At 68.0% G+C, this 17,455-nt stretch carries 12 protein-coding genes; 1 reads left to right on the top strand and 11 read right to left on the bottom strand.

Annotation, left to right across the window (positions count from 1 at the left end; genetic code table 11):
- Positions 1-555 precede the first annotated feature (555 nt).
- Complete coding sequence (locus ACFVHY_RS04325) at positions 556-1,815, top strand: DUF222 domain-containing protein (RefSeq protein WP_390268739.1); 1,260 nt, start codon at positions 556-558, stop codon at positions 1,813-1,815.
- Positions 1,816-2,836: 1,021 nt separating this feature from the next.
- Here ACFVHY_RS04325 and ACFVHY_RS04320 read toward each other — a convergent pair.
- From ACFVHY_RS04320 to ACFVHY_RS04270, 11 genes are all read right to left on the bottom strand, one after another.
- A complete protein-coding gene (locus ACFVHY_RS04320) occupies positions 2,837-3,580 on the bottom strand; it encodes a sulfite exporter TauE/SafE family protein (RefSeq protein WP_083229517.1) in 744 nt (247 codons plus the stop codon).
- On the bottom strand, positions 3,567-5,141 hold the full coding sequence (purH, locus tag ACFVHY_RS04315; RefSeq protein ID WP_390268737.1) for a bifunctional phosphoribosylaminoimidazolecarboxamide formyltransferase/IMP cyclohydrolase: 1,575 nt from the start codon (positions 5,139-5,141) through the stop codon (positions 3,567-3,569). Before purH ends, ACFVHY_RS04320 begins: the two co-directional genes overlap by 14 nt.
- On the bottom strand, positions 5,138-5,761 hold the full coding sequence (gene purN / locus ACFVHY_RS04310) for a phosphoribosylglycinamide formyltransferase (RefSeq protein ID WP_390268734.1): 624 nt from the start codon (positions 5,759-5,761) through the stop codon (positions 5,138-5,140). Before purN ends, purH begins: the two co-directional genes overlap by 4 nt.
- A 77-nt stretch (positions 5,762-5,838) precedes the next feature.
- On the bottom strand, positions 5,839-7,461 hold the full coding sequence (locus ACFVHY_RS04305; protein WP_390268731.1) for a DUF6350 family protein: 1,623 nt from the start codon (positions 7,459-7,461) through the stop codon (positions 5,839-5,841).
- A gap of 192 nt (positions 7,462-7,653) precedes the next feature.
- Positions 7,654-8,853 (bottom strand): DUF5336 domain-containing protein, encoded by a 1,200-nt coding sequence (locus tag ACFVHY_RS04300; protein ID WP_390268729.1) that lies wholly within the window; start codon positions 8,851-8,853, stop codon positions 7,654-7,656.
- Between the two features lie 171 nt (positions 8,854-9,024).
- Positions 9,025-11,004 carry an acetoacetate--CoA ligase gene (locus ACFVHY_RS04295; protein ID WP_390268726.1) on the bottom strand — a complete coding sequence of 660 codons (1,980 nt, stop codon included), beginning with the start codon at positions 11,002-11,004 and terminating at the stop codon, positions 9,025-9,027.
- Positions 11,001-12,644 carry an AMP-binding protein gene (locus ACFVHY_RS04290; protein WP_390268723.1) on the bottom strand — a complete coding sequence of 548 codons (1,644 nt, stop codon included), beginning with the start codon at positions 12,642-12,644 and terminating at the stop codon, positions 11,001-11,003. Before ACFVHY_RS04290 ends, ACFVHY_RS04295 begins: the two co-directional genes overlap by 4 nt.
- A 54-nt stretch (positions 12,645-12,698) precedes the next feature.
- Positions 12,699-13,613, bottom strand: coding sequence for a CoA ester lyase (locus ACFVHY_RS04285; protein ID WP_058251675.1), 915 nt, complete (start codon positions 13,611-13,613; stop codon positions 12,699-12,701).
- Between the two features lie 5 nt (positions 13,614-13,618).
- Positions 13,619-14,113 (bottom strand): MaoC family dehydratase, encoded by a 495-nt coding sequence (locus ACFVHY_RS04280; protein WP_390268720.1) that lies wholly within the window; start codon positions 14,111-14,113, stop codon positions 13,619-13,621.
- On the bottom strand, positions 14,110-15,255 hold the full coding sequence (locus tag ACFVHY_RS04275; protein ID WP_390268717.1) for an acyl-CoA dehydrogenase family protein: 1,146 nt from the start codon (positions 15,253-15,255) through the stop codon (positions 14,110-14,112). Before ACFVHY_RS04275 ends, ACFVHY_RS04280 begins: the two co-directional genes overlap by 4 nt.
- Positions 15,256-15,372: 117 nt before the next feature.
- On the bottom strand, positions 15,373-17,445 hold the full coding sequence (locus ACFVHY_RS04270; protein WP_390268714.1) for an acetyl/propionyl/methylcrotonyl-CoA carboxylase subunit alpha: 2,073 nt from the start codon (positions 17,443-17,445) through the stop codon (positions 15,373-15,375).
- Positions 17,446-17,455: the final 10 nt, after the last annotated feature.

Raw genomic sequence — 17,455 nt, 5'->3', positions numbered from 1 at the left:
GTTTCAGGGTCCAGCAGTGGTCACCGACCGGGAAGGCTCACACGACCAGCATCCCCCAAAAGGAAGCCGATCCATCCCCATTAGGGTCCTGGCGACGGAGGCTACGAAACCCTCCGTGCCGCTTGGAAGATCGCTATCTAGGGAGCTGTGTGCTGTCGTAATCCGCGACGACCGCAGGTCATAGGTACTAAGGCACGAGGAGCGCAAGCAACAACCTCCCTCCGCCCCCTGAGGTGCGAGGAGCGCAAGCGACGAGCCTCGAAGGGTTCGCCGCGATTTCAAACAGACCCACGACACCCCGAACTTCCCGACAACGGCTGACAAAGGGCGCTGCCGGCTGTCCAAGAATCTGCGTATCCGTGGGTGCTACTGGAGGGCAATCCACAATCAATCCGATCGAACGCGAACCGAAATGCGGGACGAGAGTGACTGGAGTACACCTCTGTCAACAATCCACGCCCAATCAACGCGCATCGACGCACGGTCAACGAAAAAAACTGCACAGTCGATGAATTCGCGGTTCTCGGCTTGTGGAATTTCCTCGAAATCGAACAAATGTTCCAGTACCTTGGAGTCATGCCAGAGCTCGCCACTCTCCTCGATCAACTCATCGAAACCACACCACCCGCCGACGACACCACCGGTAGTGCGACATTCGACGCCCTCGACACGTGGCGCCTTATCCGCAACCTTGCCGACCACCAGATCGTCACCCACACAGCGCAACTCGACGCCCTCGGTGTCGCACAGAAGGCCGGCAGCACCACCAAGAAGCTGCTGATCGAGTCAGGACATGCACCAGCCGCTGCTCTTCGCACCATGCGGGGTGTCGACGCTATGGCCTCCCTTCCAGCTCTGGCCCGACATGCCGCCGACGGAAGACTATCGAGCGAGATCGTCGACGCCGTCGCCCGCGGAATGAAGCAGATCGAGAAGCGTTGTCCCGAGGGTCTTTCCGACGATGAACGCTCCCGGTACGAGATCGAACTCATCGCCCAAGCACTCTCCGGTGCGACACCAACAGAAGTACTCAAGCATGCCCGAGCCATAGCCAACACTTTTGCCGATGCCTCCGACACCGGAGTCCCGGCCGCCGACGACCCATCTCTGAACACGGTCAACGCCCACACCACCGACGACGGCCGCGTCGAAGTCCGCGCCGACCTCACCCAGGTCGTGGGCGAGAAGTTCTTGGCCATGATCGACGAACGGTCCTGCCCACGGCCCGAACCCGACGGAGCGGAGGATCGACGTACCGCCGAGCAACGCCGCGCCGACGCCTTCGAACTGATCCTCGACCAAGCCGCGATCGGCGCGAGCATCGACACCGTCGGAAGCCCACGCACGCAACTGATGCTGACGATCCCCGCGACCGGAGACCTCGCAACACTCCCGTGGACCGGAACCGTCAGCCATGTCACCGCGAAACAGGCGTCGTGCGACGGATCGCTGACCGAGATCATCCTCGACGGTGAGGGCGTACCGCTACAGATGGGCCACACCCACCGACTGTTCCCGCCACACCTTCGCAAAGCGATGATCGTCCGCGACCAATGCTGCATCAAATGCGGTGCGCCACCGTCACACACCCAAGTCCACCACGTCGCCCACTGGTCCGACGGCGGTACCACCGACCTCGACAACGGCTGCCTGCTCTGCCAACGCTGCCACACCCAGGTCCACCACCACGGCTGGAACATCGTGATGGGCTTCGACCGCCACCCCTGGCTCGTCCCACCCGCCAGTATCGACCCGCACCGCCGACCACTACCCGCCTACAACAGACGCACCATGCGACTCGACGACGCCGCCTGACCACACCTTCGCGCAGGACCCTTCCGCACCCGGTTGATAGCCGGGACCGCATCCGTCCCTTGACAACTCCACAGTGACACTGCAGTCGGCTCCGTTCCCGGTCAGATCGTGGACCGGGAACGGGGCCGTACTGCGAAACCCTCGCCGCTACTCCGCCCTTGCACCTGGACCACCTGCGGGCTGACGGCCGCCGTGAACTGCCAAATGGGCTGCCGCCCCGTCAGTGGGCCGCGATACTTCCGACTACGGCAAATCGATGTCAGGTAGCGCACCCTGTTGGGCAGCTTCACCTGCAGGCCGAAGTTCCTCTTGGACAACTGCGCCCAATGGACCACGAAAGACCGGCATCGCTGTATGCCCATGCCCCGACATTGACGCGCTCCTTCGGCCGAACGTGCGCTACTGACTACATGCGCAACCGATCCGAGGAAGCGCGGCTGCCTCACCCCCGGCCGCAAGGCCCTACCGAGGAGCGCACTCGACCTCGGCCGGCGGGACTCTCTCGCGTACCTGCGCCGATTTGTGAACCGGCAGACTTCAACTCGACTCCCTGACCTCGATCGAAGTCTGCCGGTCGAGTTGAAGTCTGCCAGTCGCCGGACCCTTCGTGACGCGCCCTCCGCAAGCTCCGGACGCTCCTCAGGGAGCAGGGGCTGGCGCGCCCTCCGCAAGCTCCGGACGCTCCTCAGGGAGCAGGGGCTGGCGCGCCCTCCGCAAGCCCCGGACGCTCCTCAGGGAGCAAGGGCTGACGCGCCCTCCGCAAGCCCCGGACGCTCCTCAGGGAGCAGGGGCTGGCGCGCCCTCCGCAAGCCCCGGACGCACCTAAAGGAGCAAGGGGTGACGCGCCCTCCGCAAGCCCCGGACGCACCTAAAGGAGCAAGGGGTGACGCGCCCTCCGCAAGCCCCGGACGCACCTAAAGGAGCAAGGGGTGACGCGCCCTCCGCAAGCCCCGGACGCACCTCAGGGAGCAGGGACTGACGCGGGCACGCCGACGACAACCGCCTGCTCATCACGCCGACGTCAGCTGACCGCGAGCCACGCTGCGAGTCCGAGCCCGCACACCCCGACCACGATCCGGAGCGGCCCGGGCGGCAGCCGTTTCACGACAGGCGGGCCGCACCACCCGCCGGCAAGACAGCCGACGGCCATGGCGAGCGCCGCCCACCAGTCGACGGGACCCCAGATCATGAAGCCGATGGCGGCAATCGTGTTGGCGATGCCGAGGAACAACGACTTGGACAACGCTGCGCGCCACAGTGGTTCGCTGGTCACCACGAGCATCAGCGCAAGAATCATGATGCCGGCGCCGGCCCCGAAGTACCCGCCGTACACCGAGATCAGCGTCAGGCCCAGGATGAACACCCAGGGGCGCTCGACGTGCGAGGTGGCCCACCGCCGCAGAACCGGTTGCGCCAGCAGGGCGATCGCGGCGATCGCCACCAGGAACGGCACGACGGCCTCGAACGCCTCGGCCGGCGTCGACAGCAACAGCACCGCCCCGACCGTGCCGCCGATGAGCGAGGCGATCGCGCCGATTATCAGCCGCCTGCGGTCACCGTCGAGGAGGGAGCGTCCCGACTGTGCGGTACTGCCCACCCCGACGGCGACCAGCGCGACCGTGTTCGTGACATTGGCCGCGATCGGACTGAGTCCGACCGCGAGCAGTGCGGGATAGCTGACGATCGACGCCAGCCCGGTGATGTAGCCGATCAGGCCGGCGCCGAACCCGGCGACGACCAGTAGAGCAAGCTCAGTGAGCGAAATGACGCGCCCCGGTGAGGTAGAGCGTCACGCCCGCCTCGTCGGCCGCCGCGATCACCTCGTTGTCGCGAATCGAACCGCCCGGCTGCGCAACGGCTTTCACCCCGGCCGACAGCAGTACCTGCAGTCCGTCCGGGAAGGGGAAGAACGCGTCCGACGCCCCGACGCTCCCCGCCGCCCGGTCGCCGGCGCGTTGCACGGCCAGGTGCGCGGAGTCGACGCGATTGACCTGGCCCATGCCGACGCCGACCGACGCACCGTCGGACGCCAGCAGGATGGCGTTGGACTTGACCGAACGGCACGCACGCCAGGCGAACTCGAGGTCGGCAAGGGTCTGGTTGTCGGCCGGCGGACCCGCCACGAGGTTCCAGTTGGCCGGATTGTCGCCGTCGGCGTCGAGGACGTCGCGCTGCTGCATCAGCAGTCCACCCGACACCGGCTTCGTCTCGATCCCGGTCGCCGCCGGCGGGGTGGCCACCAGGACGCGGATGTTCTTCTTGCGGGTCAGCACCGAGAGCGCACCGTCGGCGAAGCCGGGCGCGACGATGACCTCGGTGAAGATCTCGGCGACCTGCTCGGCCATCGCCACGGTGATCTCACGATTGGCGGCTATGACACCGCCGTAGGCGCTGACGGGATCGCACGCGTGCGCCTTGCGATGTGCCTCCGCGATGTCGGCGCCGATGGCGATGCCACACGGGTTGGCGTGCTTGATGATCGCGACCGCCGGGGCATCGAAGTCGTAGGCGGCGCGCCACGCGGCGTCGGCGTCGGTGTAGTTGTTGTAGCTCATCTCCTTGCCGTGGAGCTGCTCGGCGGTCGCAACCCCGCCGGCCCCGGCGTTACCGACATACAGTGCGGCCGGCTGGTGCGGGTTCTCGCCGTAACGCAGCACCGCGGAGCGGGTCCAGGTCGCACCGGCCCACGCCGGGAACTGCGACTCGTCCTCGGGCGCAACCACACTCGACATCCACGACGCGACCGCGACGTCATAGTCCGCAGTGTGCCGGAAAGCCTTGGCCGCGAGCTTCTTCCGGTCGACGAGCGAGAACCCGTCGGCCGCGAGGGCCTCGGTCACCAGCGAGTAGTCATCGGGATCGACCACGACGGCGACCGACGGGTGGTTCTTCGCGGCCCCACGCACCATCGACGGGCCGCCGATGTCGATTTGCTCGATGCACTCGTCCGGAGTCGCACCGGACGCCACCGTCTCGGTGAACGGATAGAGATTGACGACGACGAGATCGAATGCGGCGACGCCCAGTCCGTCGAGCTGAGCCACATGATCGGACTTACGGGTATCGGCGAGGATGCCCGCGTGCACCTTGGGGTGCAGGGTCTTGACGCGGCCGTCGAGGCACTCGGGGAAGCCCGTCAGCGTGGACACCTCCACGACCGGCACGCCCGCGCCGGCGATGGTCTTCGCGGTGGACCCGGTGGACACGATCTCCACTCCGGCCGCGTGTAGTGCCGTCGCGAGGTCGGCGAGACCGCTCTTGTCGTAGACACTCACCAGCGCGCGCCGAATCGGTCGACGAGAGCTGTCAGAGCTGGGTGCGTTCACGGGATGCGGGCCTTTCGTCCATCGATGACTACTCCTCTGGTGACCAGTGCGGTCACCACGTCGGCGAGCAACACGCGCTCGACCGTCTTGATTCGCTCGTGCAGGGTGTCGGCGGTGTCGTTGTCGACGACGCTGACCACCTGTTGCGCCAGAATCGGGCCGGTGTCCACGCCCTCGTCGACAAGATGGACCGTCGCGCCGGTGACCTTGACGCCGTAGTCGAGCGCCTCGGCGACCCCGTGGGCGCCCGGAAACGCGGGTAGCAGCGCTGGATGACTGTTGACGACGCGACCGCCGAACCGGCCGAGAAAAGCCGGGCCGAGGATCTTCATGAAACCGGCGGTCACCACCCACTCCGGCTCGATCGCGGCGACCTCGTCGGTCAGCGCACGATCCCACGTCGCGCGGTCGGCGTGGTCGGCGACACGGCAGGTGATGAGCGGGATGTCGTGGCGCTGCGCGACCTCTTGCGCCCGGCACGTGCGGTCGACCACGATCGCCGCGACACGGAACGGGGCATCCTCGTCACCGGCGCGCGCGATCAGCGATTCCAGCAGCGAACCGGTGCCCGACGCCATCACCACCAGCGGGGTGCGACCAGATGCCGTCGGGGATGTCACGTCGTCGAGACTAATCGCCGCACGTTGGGCCGCCCGCGCCGGGTGGCGCCGCCGGGGCACGCCCGGGAAGCGCGCTGTCAGCGTTGCCGTGAGGCCCCGTGCGAACCGGGATGGAGGTCGTGATCCACATCGACCGCGAGATCCGCCACGTCGAGATCGTCGTCGTACACGCGGTTCTTCACCGGCGCGCGCCCGGATGCGGTGTCGAGATCAGAGTCGTCCGGGTCCGACCCGGCGACGTACTCCGCGTCGTCGTCCGCGAGGTCGGCGTCCCCGAATTCACCGTCGTCGAACTCGCCGTCGTCGTACTCCGAATCCTCGTACTCGCCGTCCTCGAATTCGCCGTCCTCGACCTCGGAGTACTCGGCGTACTCGTCGTCCTCGTCCAGATCGGTGACGATGACGTATTCGTCCTCGTAACCGAGGTCGAGTGGATCCTCGAAGTACTCATCGCCGACAGCGAGACGTGCCGCTCGGGTCGACGGCAGGAAGGCGTAGACGAGCACGATGAGCAGGCCGACGACCGCGATCCAACCCAGTGTGAAGACCCCGGCCGCCGACACCGTCACGACGACCTCGCCGAACTCCCCCAGCGTTCCACCCGCCGAGACGGTGAGAACGGCGACCACCGAGGCCGCGACCGCCGCGGCCACACCCACCGAACGCACGTGGGCCATGGGATCGAGGTCGCGGCATCGCCAGCCGACGAACGCGGCGACACCGGCCGGCACGAGCAGTCCGACGAACCCCCACGCCCCGGCACCCGGCCCGTCGGGAAGGACCGCGAGAACCGGGACGGGCGGGACGGCGTCACCGCGGACCGTGAACAGGTCGACGGTCGTCGCACCGATCTGGACGTCGGAACCCACGAGCACCGCCATCGCGGCGACCATCACGTTCGGGAGGTAGAGCATCGACAGCAGGGTGAGTCCCAGGAACCCGTCGAAGTCGTAACCGGTCTCGATCAGTTCACCGATCTGCCCGTGCCTCATCAACATGCGCAGACACACCAGCACGGCTCCGGCCACCAGTAGCAGCAGAGCCGCCACCAGCCCGTACCGGAAACCGCGACGATCGGCGTGGGTCACGCCCCCGCGGACGGCGAAGTCGCGTCGTCGGCTCCACACGACACCGGCGACCGCTGCACCGCCGTGTACGCCGAGGGTGTAGAGGAACGCGAGCAGCGCGTTGGGCGTCTGCACCGGCAGGACCGACCCGCCGTCCATGACGACCGCCAGGGACATCGCGGTGATGAGAACGGGACCGATCACCGCCGAGAACACGACGGCGCCGAGGTCGAACAGGTCGTGCCGGTCCCGTTCGTTCGAGTTCGTGCCACCGGCGACGGCCCGGGCCGTCAGCCAGGCAGTGCCGGCGGCGACCGCCAGCGTCGGCAGCAGCGGCAGCACACCTATGGTGACCCCGCTGATCGTGACCGGCACCTGGTGGACGGCCAGCCAGCCCGAGGCGATCGCACTCGGTAGTCCGGTCAGGCCGCTGCCGGCCAGCAGCAGCACCGAGAGCATCACGACGATCAGCGTCACCAGCGCTATCGCGGGAACGGTGAACGCGACAACCGCGAGCTGCCGGGCCGAGCCCTCGGCCGCCGTGCGCTGCGCACGACGTGATCGCCGCAGGTTACGCAGCTGCGACGCCAGATTGTCCGTGGTCGGGTCCGACTTGAGGGAGGGCATCGTCATGAGCCTGACACGGTCCCGGCCGACGCCGTCGTAGACGCGCCGAGCGGGCTGCGAAAGGGAGTCAGCTCACCGTGTGGCTTCGACTCGGCTCGTCGCTGCGCTCCTCACCGGCTCAACCAGCGGGGGCCGGCTTGGCCGACGGCGAAACACAGTGCCCCGTCGACCGATGTCGACGGGGCACTGTGGGTTCTGTCAGTTGCCGCTGCCGGTGGGCGGTTCCGGCTTCTGGAAGACCGTGGTCGAGTGGTCTCCGGCCGGGGTGTCGGTGCCCGAGGGGCTAGCGGATCCACCGGGCGCGGCCGGGGATGCGCCCGAGGCGCCGGCCGCGTACTGGCCGGGACGGTAGTCCCCGTAGCCCGACTCGCCGTGACCGGAGGCCGATGCCGACGATTCGCTCGCACCGCCGGAGTAACCGCTCTGACCGGCGGTCGACGCGCCCGACGACTGCGAGTAGGCCGACGGGTCGTAGTTCGCCGACGACTGCTGGCCGTACTGAGCCTGCGCGCTGCCGGTGCCGTAGGCGGTGGTCTGCGCGTCGCCGTAGCCACCGGTCTGCTGGTGAGCGCCGGTGTCGGACTGCGCGGCCGACGAGCCGGGGGCCACCGCTGCGGTTGCCGAGCCCACCGCGGGCGCCACCTTGATGACGCCGGCGTCGACGAGCAACCACACGACCGCGAGGACCGCGGACAGGAGGGTGAAGATCAGCAGCACGATCGCCCCGGCACCGTTGTCGTCGATGTTGAGGAACTGGAACAGCGTGATCAGGAACGAGGTGATCGCCAGCGACGCCACGATCGGCGCCGCAGGCACCTTGATGCCCGGGATCAGCGAGATGAGCGCCAGGATTCCGGCAACGCTGATCAGCGTGTACGGCGCGTTGTACTGGGTCTGGAACAGCTTGAGCGCGAAGTCATAGGTCTCGGCAGCGGACAGGAACCCGCTGAAGAGGACGATGAGGCCGAAGGCGCCGATCGCGGCGGCGAGGAGAACCGGGGTGATGGCCGGCAGTCCCTGACTCGGCGCCTTGGTCGGCTGCGGGGAGTATCCGTACTGACCGTAGCCCTGCTGGCCCTGCTGGTCCTGGCCGTATCCGGGTTGGCCGTACCCCTGCTGGCCGTATCCCTGCTGGCCATATCCCGGCGCGGGGCTCTGGCCGTAACCCGGCTGCCCCTGGCCGTAGGACTGTCCGCTCTGACCGTACTGCTGACCCCCGTACTGCTGACCCCCGTACTGCTGGGCCTGACCGTACTGGTCCGAGCCGGGCGCGGGGCTCGCCTGCGGACCCGTGTTGTGCGCGCCGGACTGGGGATATCCGGATTGATTGCCGTACTGGCCGTAGGACTGGCCGGACTCGGGCTGCTGCTGCCCGTAGCCGCCGGGTGGGTAGGTCATGACGATCTCCTGGTCGGGTCGGTCGGTCAGGATCAGCGGGTCGCGTCGAGGTGACGGCGTCCGGCCGTCGCCCCCCACGAGCGCAGAACTAACGACCACGCTAGTACAGATGCCCGCCGGGTCCCATGACCCTTGCACATCAGGGTCGCCCCGCCGGGCCACGAATCCCGCTCACCAGCGATGCGCGCGCCCTTGCTCGGCGTACCAGTTGATCAGCGCGTAGTCGTCGACCGCCTTGGGGTCGATGTTGACCTCGGAACGGCCCGCCAGAATCGCGGTGACCGGAACCTCGAGCTTCTTTCCGGTCCGGGTGTGCGGAATCCCGGGGGCCTCGATGACCTCGTCGGGCACATGGCGTTTGGAGAGGCGGTCGCGGACCGCGCCCGCGATCCGGCCGATCAGCGCGTCGTCGAGCGTCGCGCCGGGGACCAGGGTGACGAACAGCGGCATCCAGTAGGCGCCGTCCGGTCCGTCGACACCGAGCACGAAGGCCTCGGCGATCTCGTCGAGCGCTTCGACGACCTCGTAGATGTCGGCCGATCCCATCCGGATCCCGTGGCGGTTCAACGTCGCGTCGCTGCGGCCGTGGATCACGAGCGACCCGCGTTCGGTCACGGTCACCCAGTCGCCGTGCCGCCAGACCGGCTTGTCCGGATTCGACGCACCGCCCTCCCATTCGTGGGCGAAATAGGCCGCGCGGTAGCGCGCACCGTCGGGATCGTCCCAGAAGCTCACGGGCATCGACGGCATCGGCGCGGTGACGACGAGTTCACCCACCTCCCCCACCAGCGGGCGTGCGTCGGGCGACCAACTCTCCAGTGCCACACCGAGGTAGCGCACCGACAGCTCCCCCGGGACGACCGGTACACCGGTGGAGCCGCCGGCGAATGCGGACACGATGTCGGTGCCGCCGCTGATCGACGAGATGGGCAACCCGGACCCGACGTGGTCGTCGACCCAGGTGAAAAGATCTGCGGCGAGCGATGATCCGGTACTCCCGAGAGTGCGCAACCGACCGAGGTCGTGCCGGCGACCCGGTTCCAGACCCGCCTTCCGCGAGGCCTGCAGCTGACCGGGACTCGTGCCGAAGTAGGTGACGTGCTCGTCGTCGACGACCTGCCACAGGCGGTCGGCGTCCGGGTACAGGGGCGAACCGCTGTAACAGACGATCCGCGAACCGCAGAGAAGTCCGGCGACCTGATAGTTCCACATCATCCAGCTGAGGGCCGTCTGCCAGAAGAAAACGTCGTCTGCCGACAGGTCGCCGTGCAGCGCACCGGCTTTCAGGTGCTCCAGCAGGACTCCCCCGTGTCCGTGCACGATGCCCTTGGGGCGTCCGGTGGTGCCGGAACTGAACAGCACCCAGAGCGGATGATCGAAGGGCACCTTGACGGGGTGGAAGTCGCCGGGGTCGCTGGTGACGGCGTCGGCATAGTCGAGGGCCGACGAGGACTCCTCGGTCGCGCCGATCGTGATGTGCGCGACCAGGTCCGGCAGTAGCCCGGCGAGCTCGGCGCTGTCGGCGCGCTTGTCGACGACCTTGCCGTTGTAGCGATATCCGGCGGCGGTGAACAGGACCTTGGGTGCGAGTTGGCCTAGTCGATCGGCTGCCCCCTGCGGGGCATAGTCCTGTCCACATCCGGACCAGATCGCGCCCAGGGATGCGGTGGCCAGGAAGGCGATGACGGCCTCCGGGATGTCGGGGAGGTAGGCGGCCACCACGTCCCCCGACCCCACTCCGCGCGCACGCAGGGTCGCGGCCAGGCCCGCGACCTGCGCCGGCAGTTCCGCCCACGCGATCTCGGAACGGTCACCGGCCTCGTCGATGCCCACGATCGCGGCACCGGGCAGGGCGGCGTGCCGGAGGATCTGATCGACGTAGTTCAACCGCATCCCGGGGAACCAGACCGCACCGGGCATCCGGTCGTCGGCGAGCACCGCCTCGTCCCCGGGCCCGAGCGGTTCCGCGGCGAGGGCGTCGAGGTCGAAGAATTCCCATACGGCACGCCAGAACCGGGCCGGGTGTTCCACCGACCACGACCACAGATAGCCGTATTCGTCTGAGCCGAACTCGAAACGCTCGGCGACGAAGCGGCCGAACCGGTCCATCTGGGTGCTCGTGACCTGCTCCGCAGTCCTCGACGTGGTCATCGCAACTGCTCGAGGATCGAGACCGCCTCGTCGCGCATCGCCACCTTGCGGACCTTCCCGGTGACGGTCATCGGGAACTCCTCGACCACATGGACGTACCGCGGGATCTTGTGTCGCGCGATCTTGCCGGTCGCGAACTCGCGCAGGTCGTCGGCGGTGAATTCGGTTGCGGTGTCGCGCAACCGGACCCAGGCCATCAGCTCCTCGCCGTATTTCACGTCGGGCACCCCGATCACCTGGGCGTCGAGGATGTCGGGATGGGTGTAGAGGAACTCCTCGATCTCGCGCGGGTAGATGTTCTCCCCGCCGCGGATCACCATGTCCTTGATGCGCCCGGTGATCCGGACATAACCGTTCTCGTCCATGTCGGCGAGGTCGCCGGTGTGCATCCAGCCGTCGGCGTCGATGGCCTCGGCCGTCTTCTCCGGGTCGTTCCAGTATCCGGTCATCACCGAGTAACCGCGCGTACACAACTCGCCCGTCTCGCCACGCGCCGAGGTCTCCCCGGTTCCGGGATCGACGACCTTGATCTCCAGGTGCGGGCCGACCCGCCCGACGGTGGTCACACGCAACTCGAGGGGATCGTCGACCCGCGTCTGCGTCGACACCGGCGACGTCTCGGTCATGCCGTAACAGATCGACACCTCACGCATGTGCATGCGGTCGACGACCTGCCGCATGACGTACTCGGGGCACGGCGACCCCGCCATGATGCCGGTACGCAGGCTCGACAGGTCGATGTCGAGCCCGTCGTCGAGCAAGCCGAGTTCGGCGATGAACATGGTGGGCACGCCGTAGAGGCTGGTGCAGCGGTACTCCGCGACCGCCTCGAGGGTGGCCCGCGGGTCGAAGGCCGGCGCCGGAATCACCATCGCCGCACCGTGACTCGTCGCCGCGAGGTTACCCATCACCATGCCGAAGCAGTGGTAGAAGGGCACGGGTAGGCAGATCCGGTCGTCGGCGGTGTAGTTCAGCAGTTCGCCGACGAGGTACCCGTTGTTCCCGATGTTCCGGTGCGACAGCGTCGCACCCTTCGGGAAACCCGTTGTACCCGAGGTGTACTGGATGTTGATCGGGTCGTCGGGTGAGAGCGACGCAGCGATCTCGTCGACGCGTGTGAGCTCGTCGGCGCTCGGCTCGACACACAGCGCATCCCAGCCGGGGGATTCGAACAGGACCACTTCGCGCAGCTCCGGGCACTGTGGCCGGGCCTGTTCGAGCATCGTCGAATAGGCCGAGTCCTTGAAGCTCTCGGCGGCCAGGACGACGCTCGTCCCGGACTGCTGCAGCGCGTACTCGATCTCGTTCTGCCGGTACGCGGGATTGAGATTGACCAGCACGGCGCCGATCTCGGCCGCGGCGTACTGGGTCAACACCCATTCGAACCGGTTCGGCGACCACAGCCCGACGCGGTCGCCGACCGACGCGCCGAGTCGTAGCAGTCCGGCCGCGAGCGCGCGTACGTCACGGTGGAACTCGGTGTATCGCCATTCCCGCCGTGCGGCGGCGTCGATCAACGCGGTTCGCTCGCCGTGGTCCGCGACGGTTCGGGCCAGGGTGGCTCCGATGGTCTCGGTGAGCAGTGCCGGTGTCTCCTCACCGCGCGTGTGTGCAGGCTTCGGGTGAGCCTCGGTGCTCATGTTCTGCTCCGGTCTGTTCTCGGGGGGTGGATGCCCGGATGGTCGGGGGCTTCGTCAGTTCTCGGGGGCGGGATCGGTACGCGTACCGCTCACACGGGACAGGACGACCTCCGCCTGGCGCAGGACCGGCCCGTCGATCATCTGACCGTCGAGGCTGAACACCCCGCCCGCGTGTTCGGCCGCACCGTCGAGGACCTTGCGCGCCCACTCGACCGCCTCGTCCGACGGGCGGTAACCGTTCCGGATGTGATCGACCTGGGACGGATGGATGCATGCGGTCGCGGTGTAACCCAGGGCCACCGCGTCGCGGACCTCGGCGACGAGTCCGTCGACGTCGGAGATGTCGAGGTGCACCGAGTCGACGGCGAACTTCCCGTACGCGGCGGCCGCGATGCGGACCATCGACCGGACCCAACTCGCGACGTCCCGGTACTCACCCGGCCGGGCTTCACCCGGACCGAACCGGCTCGACGTGCCGCCGAGGCCCGCGACGAGATCCTCTGCCCCCCACATCAGTCCGATGCAGTTGGAGGTGGCGGCGATGTCGCGGGCGCGGGTCGCGCCGAGCGGCGTCTCGATCAGTGCGATCGTCTGGAACGCGGTGTCCAGGATCGAGGACACGTCCTCGGCCTTGGCCTGCATGACCACCCGGTAGTTCGTCTCCGAGACGGCGGCGAGATCGCGCCGGTAGTCGCCGGTACCGGCCGGGTTGATCCGCACGATGGTGCGGTCCGGATCGACCGGATTGGCGACGAGAGCCTCCCGGGCTGCGGCGCGGTTCGTCGGCGACACCGCGTCCTCGAGGTCGAGGATGACGACGTCGGCCCGGTCGAGGGCCTTCTGGTATCGCTCGGGACGGTCCGCCGGGCAGAACAACATCGCCGGCCCGGGCGGCAGCCACGCGTTGGTGAGCTGCCCCGACAGTCCGGAACCCGCGACCGGGCCGCCGGGTGGGTCCTCGAAGAACATCGTCGTCACTCCGTCCGTTGCCTGCGCACCAGCGTTGCTCGTGCGGCGCGGGCGACGACCTCGCCGTGCTGGTTGCGTCCGATGTGGGTCAAGTTCACCACGCCCTCACCCGGACGCGACCGCGATTCGCGTTTACCGGTGCACTCGGTCTCCGCGTACAGGGTGTCGCCGGCGAACAACGGCGCCGGGAAGGCGACCTCGCTGAAGCCCAGGTTCGCCACCAGGGTGCCCTGGGTGAGTTGGGAGACCGACAATCCCACGATCGTCGACAGGGTGAACATGGAGTTGATCAGGCGTTGCCCGCCGAAACCCGGCTGCTCGGCCGACCAGGCGGCGTCGAGGTGCAGCGCCTGTGTGTTCATGGTCAGCGTCGTGAACAGCACGTTGTCGGCCTCGGTGACAGTGCGTCCGGGCCGGTGTGCGTAGATCGTGCCCTCCGCGAACTCCTCGAACCACAACCCGCGCTGCACGATTCGACGCCCGCCGGTGGTGTCGCTCATGCGAACCCGAGCTCGCGCGCGATCAGCATGAGCTGCACCTCGGTCGTGCCCTCACCGATCTCGAGGATCTTCGAATCGCGGTAGTGCCGGGCGACGGGATATTCGTTCATGAAGCCGTACCCGCCGTGGATCTGCGTGGCCATCCGGGCGTTGTCCATCGCCGCCTCACTGGCGATCATCTTGGCGATCGACGCCTCCTTCTTGAAGGGCTTGCCCGCCAACATCTTCGCTGCCGCGTCGTAGTAGGCGGTCCGCGCGACGTGGGCGCGCGCCTCCATCCGGGCGATCGCGAAGGACACCGACTGGTACTCACCGATCGCCTTGCCGAAGGACTGTCGCTCCTTGGCGTACTTCACGCTCTCGTCGACGCAGCCCTGGGCGACGCCGGTGGCGAGGGCTGCGATGGCGATCCGCCCCTCGTCGAGGATGGACAGGAAGTTGGCGTATCCGCGGCCGCGGACACCGAGCAGGTTCTCCTTGGGAACGCGTACGTCGGTGAAGGTCAGCGGATGGGTGTCCGAGGCATTCCACCCGACCTTGTTGTACGCCGGCTCGGCGGTGAAACCCGGGGTGCCGGACGGCACGATGATGGTGGAGATCTCCTTCTTGCCGTTCTCCTTCACCCCGGTCACCGCGGTCACCGTCACCAGTGAGGTGATGTCGGTCCCCGAGTTGGTGATGAACTGCTTGCCGCCGTTGATGATCCAGGAGTTGCCGTCGTCCCGGGCCGTGGTCGCGGTGGCCCCGGCATCCGAACCCGCCCCGGGTTCGGTCAACCCGAAGCCGGCGAGCGCCGTGCCCGCGGTGAGTTCGGGGAGGTACTGCTTTTTCTGCTCCTCGCTGCCGAATCGGTAGATGGGCATGGCGCCCAGACTCACCCCGGCTTCGAGGGTGATGGCGACGGACTGGTCGACCTTGCCGAGTTCCTCCAGCGCGAGTGACAGGGCGAAGTAGTCGCCGCCCATGCCGCCGTACTTCTCGTCGAAGGGAAGCCCGAACAGTCCCATCTTGCCCATCTGGGCGACGACGTCATACGGAAAGCTGTGCTCGGCATCGTGTTTCGCGGCCACCGGCGCCACCACGGTCTGCGCGAAGTCGCGGACCGTCGCGATGAGGTCGGTGTACTCCTGGGTGAGTTCCATGTGAGTGTTCTCCTGGGAAGGTTGTCGACGGGTGGTTCAGGGCCCTTCGTGGCTCGTCGCTTTCGCTCCTCGCACCTCAGGGATCAGTAAAGGCTCGTCGCTTTCGCTCCTCGCACCTCAGGGATCAAGGGGATCGCCGGCGGTGACGACAGCGAGGATCTGTCCCGCGTCGACCTTGTCCCCCACCTTCACGGAGATGTCGACGGTGCCGTCCACCGGCGCGGTGAGTGCATGTTCCATCTTCATCGCCTCGACGACGACGACCGACTGGCCGGCGGAGACGTCGGCCCCGATCTCGGCGGCGACAGCGACCACGGTGCCCGGCATCGGGCTGGTGATCTCGCCGGCGTGCTCGTCGGCGGCCTCGTCGAGCAGGGGCTTCGCGAGTTCGAGGACCCAGGTGCCCGACGGCCCTCCCACCCACCAGCTCTCTCCGACGCGAACACTCGACCACGACTGCGTCACCCCGTCGACGACCAGGCGGTCCGAGCCGCGACCGTCGCCGGGCTGCGCCGGCTGGTAGACCACGTGACCGGTCCACGACGCCTCGGCGTCGTCGTCGAAGGTGACGGTGGCGGTTCCCGAGAGGGACCATTCGTCGGCGGCATCGACCTGAATGGCCACCGTCGAATGCCGTCCGCCGGCGACGAGGCGGGTGCGGACCGGAGCGGATCGACCGACCCGCCATCCGACCGCCGAGGACCAGATGTCGTCGGCATCGCGAGCGCCGATCCGCGCCAGACCCACGAGCACCTGTGCCTCGGGAATGGGCTCCGGCGCAGCGTAATCGGTGACGAGGCGGTCCAACAGCTCGGTGTCGAGGTCGGCGTCCACGACCGCCTGCTGACGCAGGACGAAGCGGCAGAAGTCGATGTTGGTGACCACGCCCAGCACGCGGGTGTGGGCCAGTGCCTGGTCGAGACGTTCGAGCGCCTCCTCCCGGTCGGCACCGTACGCGATGATCTTCGCGAGCATCGGGTCGTAGTCACTGCCGACGCGCAATCCGTCGAGCATGGCCGAGTCGACGCGGATGCCGCCACCGGCCGAGGTGTCGGGATGGACGAGATGCTCGATCGTGCCGCCGGTCGGCAGGAAACCGCGGGCCGGGTCCTCGGCGTACACGCGTGCCTCGATCGCGTGGCCGCTGAGGGTGATCGTGTCCTGCGTCAGACCCAGGACTTCTCCGCGGGCGACGCGGATCTGTTGTTCCACGAGGTCGACTCCGGTGACGAGCTCGGTCACCGGGTGCTCGACCTGCAGGCGGGTGTTCATCTCCATGAAGAAGAACTCGTCGGGCCGGTGCGCCGACACGATGAACTCGACCGTGCCCGCCCCGGTGTAGCCGACACTGCGCGCGGCATCGCACGCGGCCTCACCGATGCGGGCACGGGTCTCGGCGTCGAGCAGCGCCGACGGCGCCTCCTCGATCACCTTCTGGTGCCGCCGCTGCAATGAGCACTCGCGCTCGCCGAGGTGGATGACGTTCCCGTGCTGATCGGCGAGGACCTGCACCTCGATGTGGCGCGGGGTGTCGACGAAATGCTCGAGGAACAGCGCGTCGTCACCGAACGCGGCGGCGGCCTCACGGCGGGCCCGCTCCAGCGCGGCCGGCAGTTCCGACGCCTCGGCCACCCGGTGCATGCCCTTTCCACCGCCACCCGCACTGGGCTTGATGAGAACCGGGAACCCGATGTCGGGGGCCGCGGCGATGAGGTCGTCGTCGGTCAGGCCGGGGCGCGACAGACCCGGCACCACCGGCACGTCGCGAGCGGTGACGGCGGCCCGGGCCGTGATCTTGTCTCCCATCGTCGCGATCGCCTCCGCGGGCGGCCCGATGAAGACGATGCCCGCCTCCGCCAGAGCGGCCGCGAACTTCTGGTTCTCCGAGAGGAATCCGTAGCCCGGGTGGACGGCGTCGGCACCGGTCTTGCGTGCCGCGTCGACCACTTTTGCGATGTCGAGGTAGCTCTGGGTGGCGGCGGCCGGGCCGATGTGCACGGCGACGTCGGCCTCCCGGACGTGGCGTGCCTGCGCGTCGGCGTCGGAATAGACGGCGATACTGCGGATTCCCATGTGGCGCAGGGTGTCGATCACCCGGCAGGCGATCTCACCACGGTTGGCCACCAGGACACTGCGGATGGGTCTGGCGCCGGGAGCGCAGCGAGCGGGCCGGATGGGTCTGGTACTCACGGTCGTGGTC

Source organism: Gordonia sp. NPDC127522, assembly GCF_042672305.1.
Taxonomy (GTDB): domain Bacteria; phylum Actinomycetota; class Actinomycetes; order Mycobacteriales; family Mycobacteriaceae; genus Gordonia; species Gordonia hongkongensis.
This window is presented reverse-complemented; position numbering and strand designations above follow the sequence as displayed.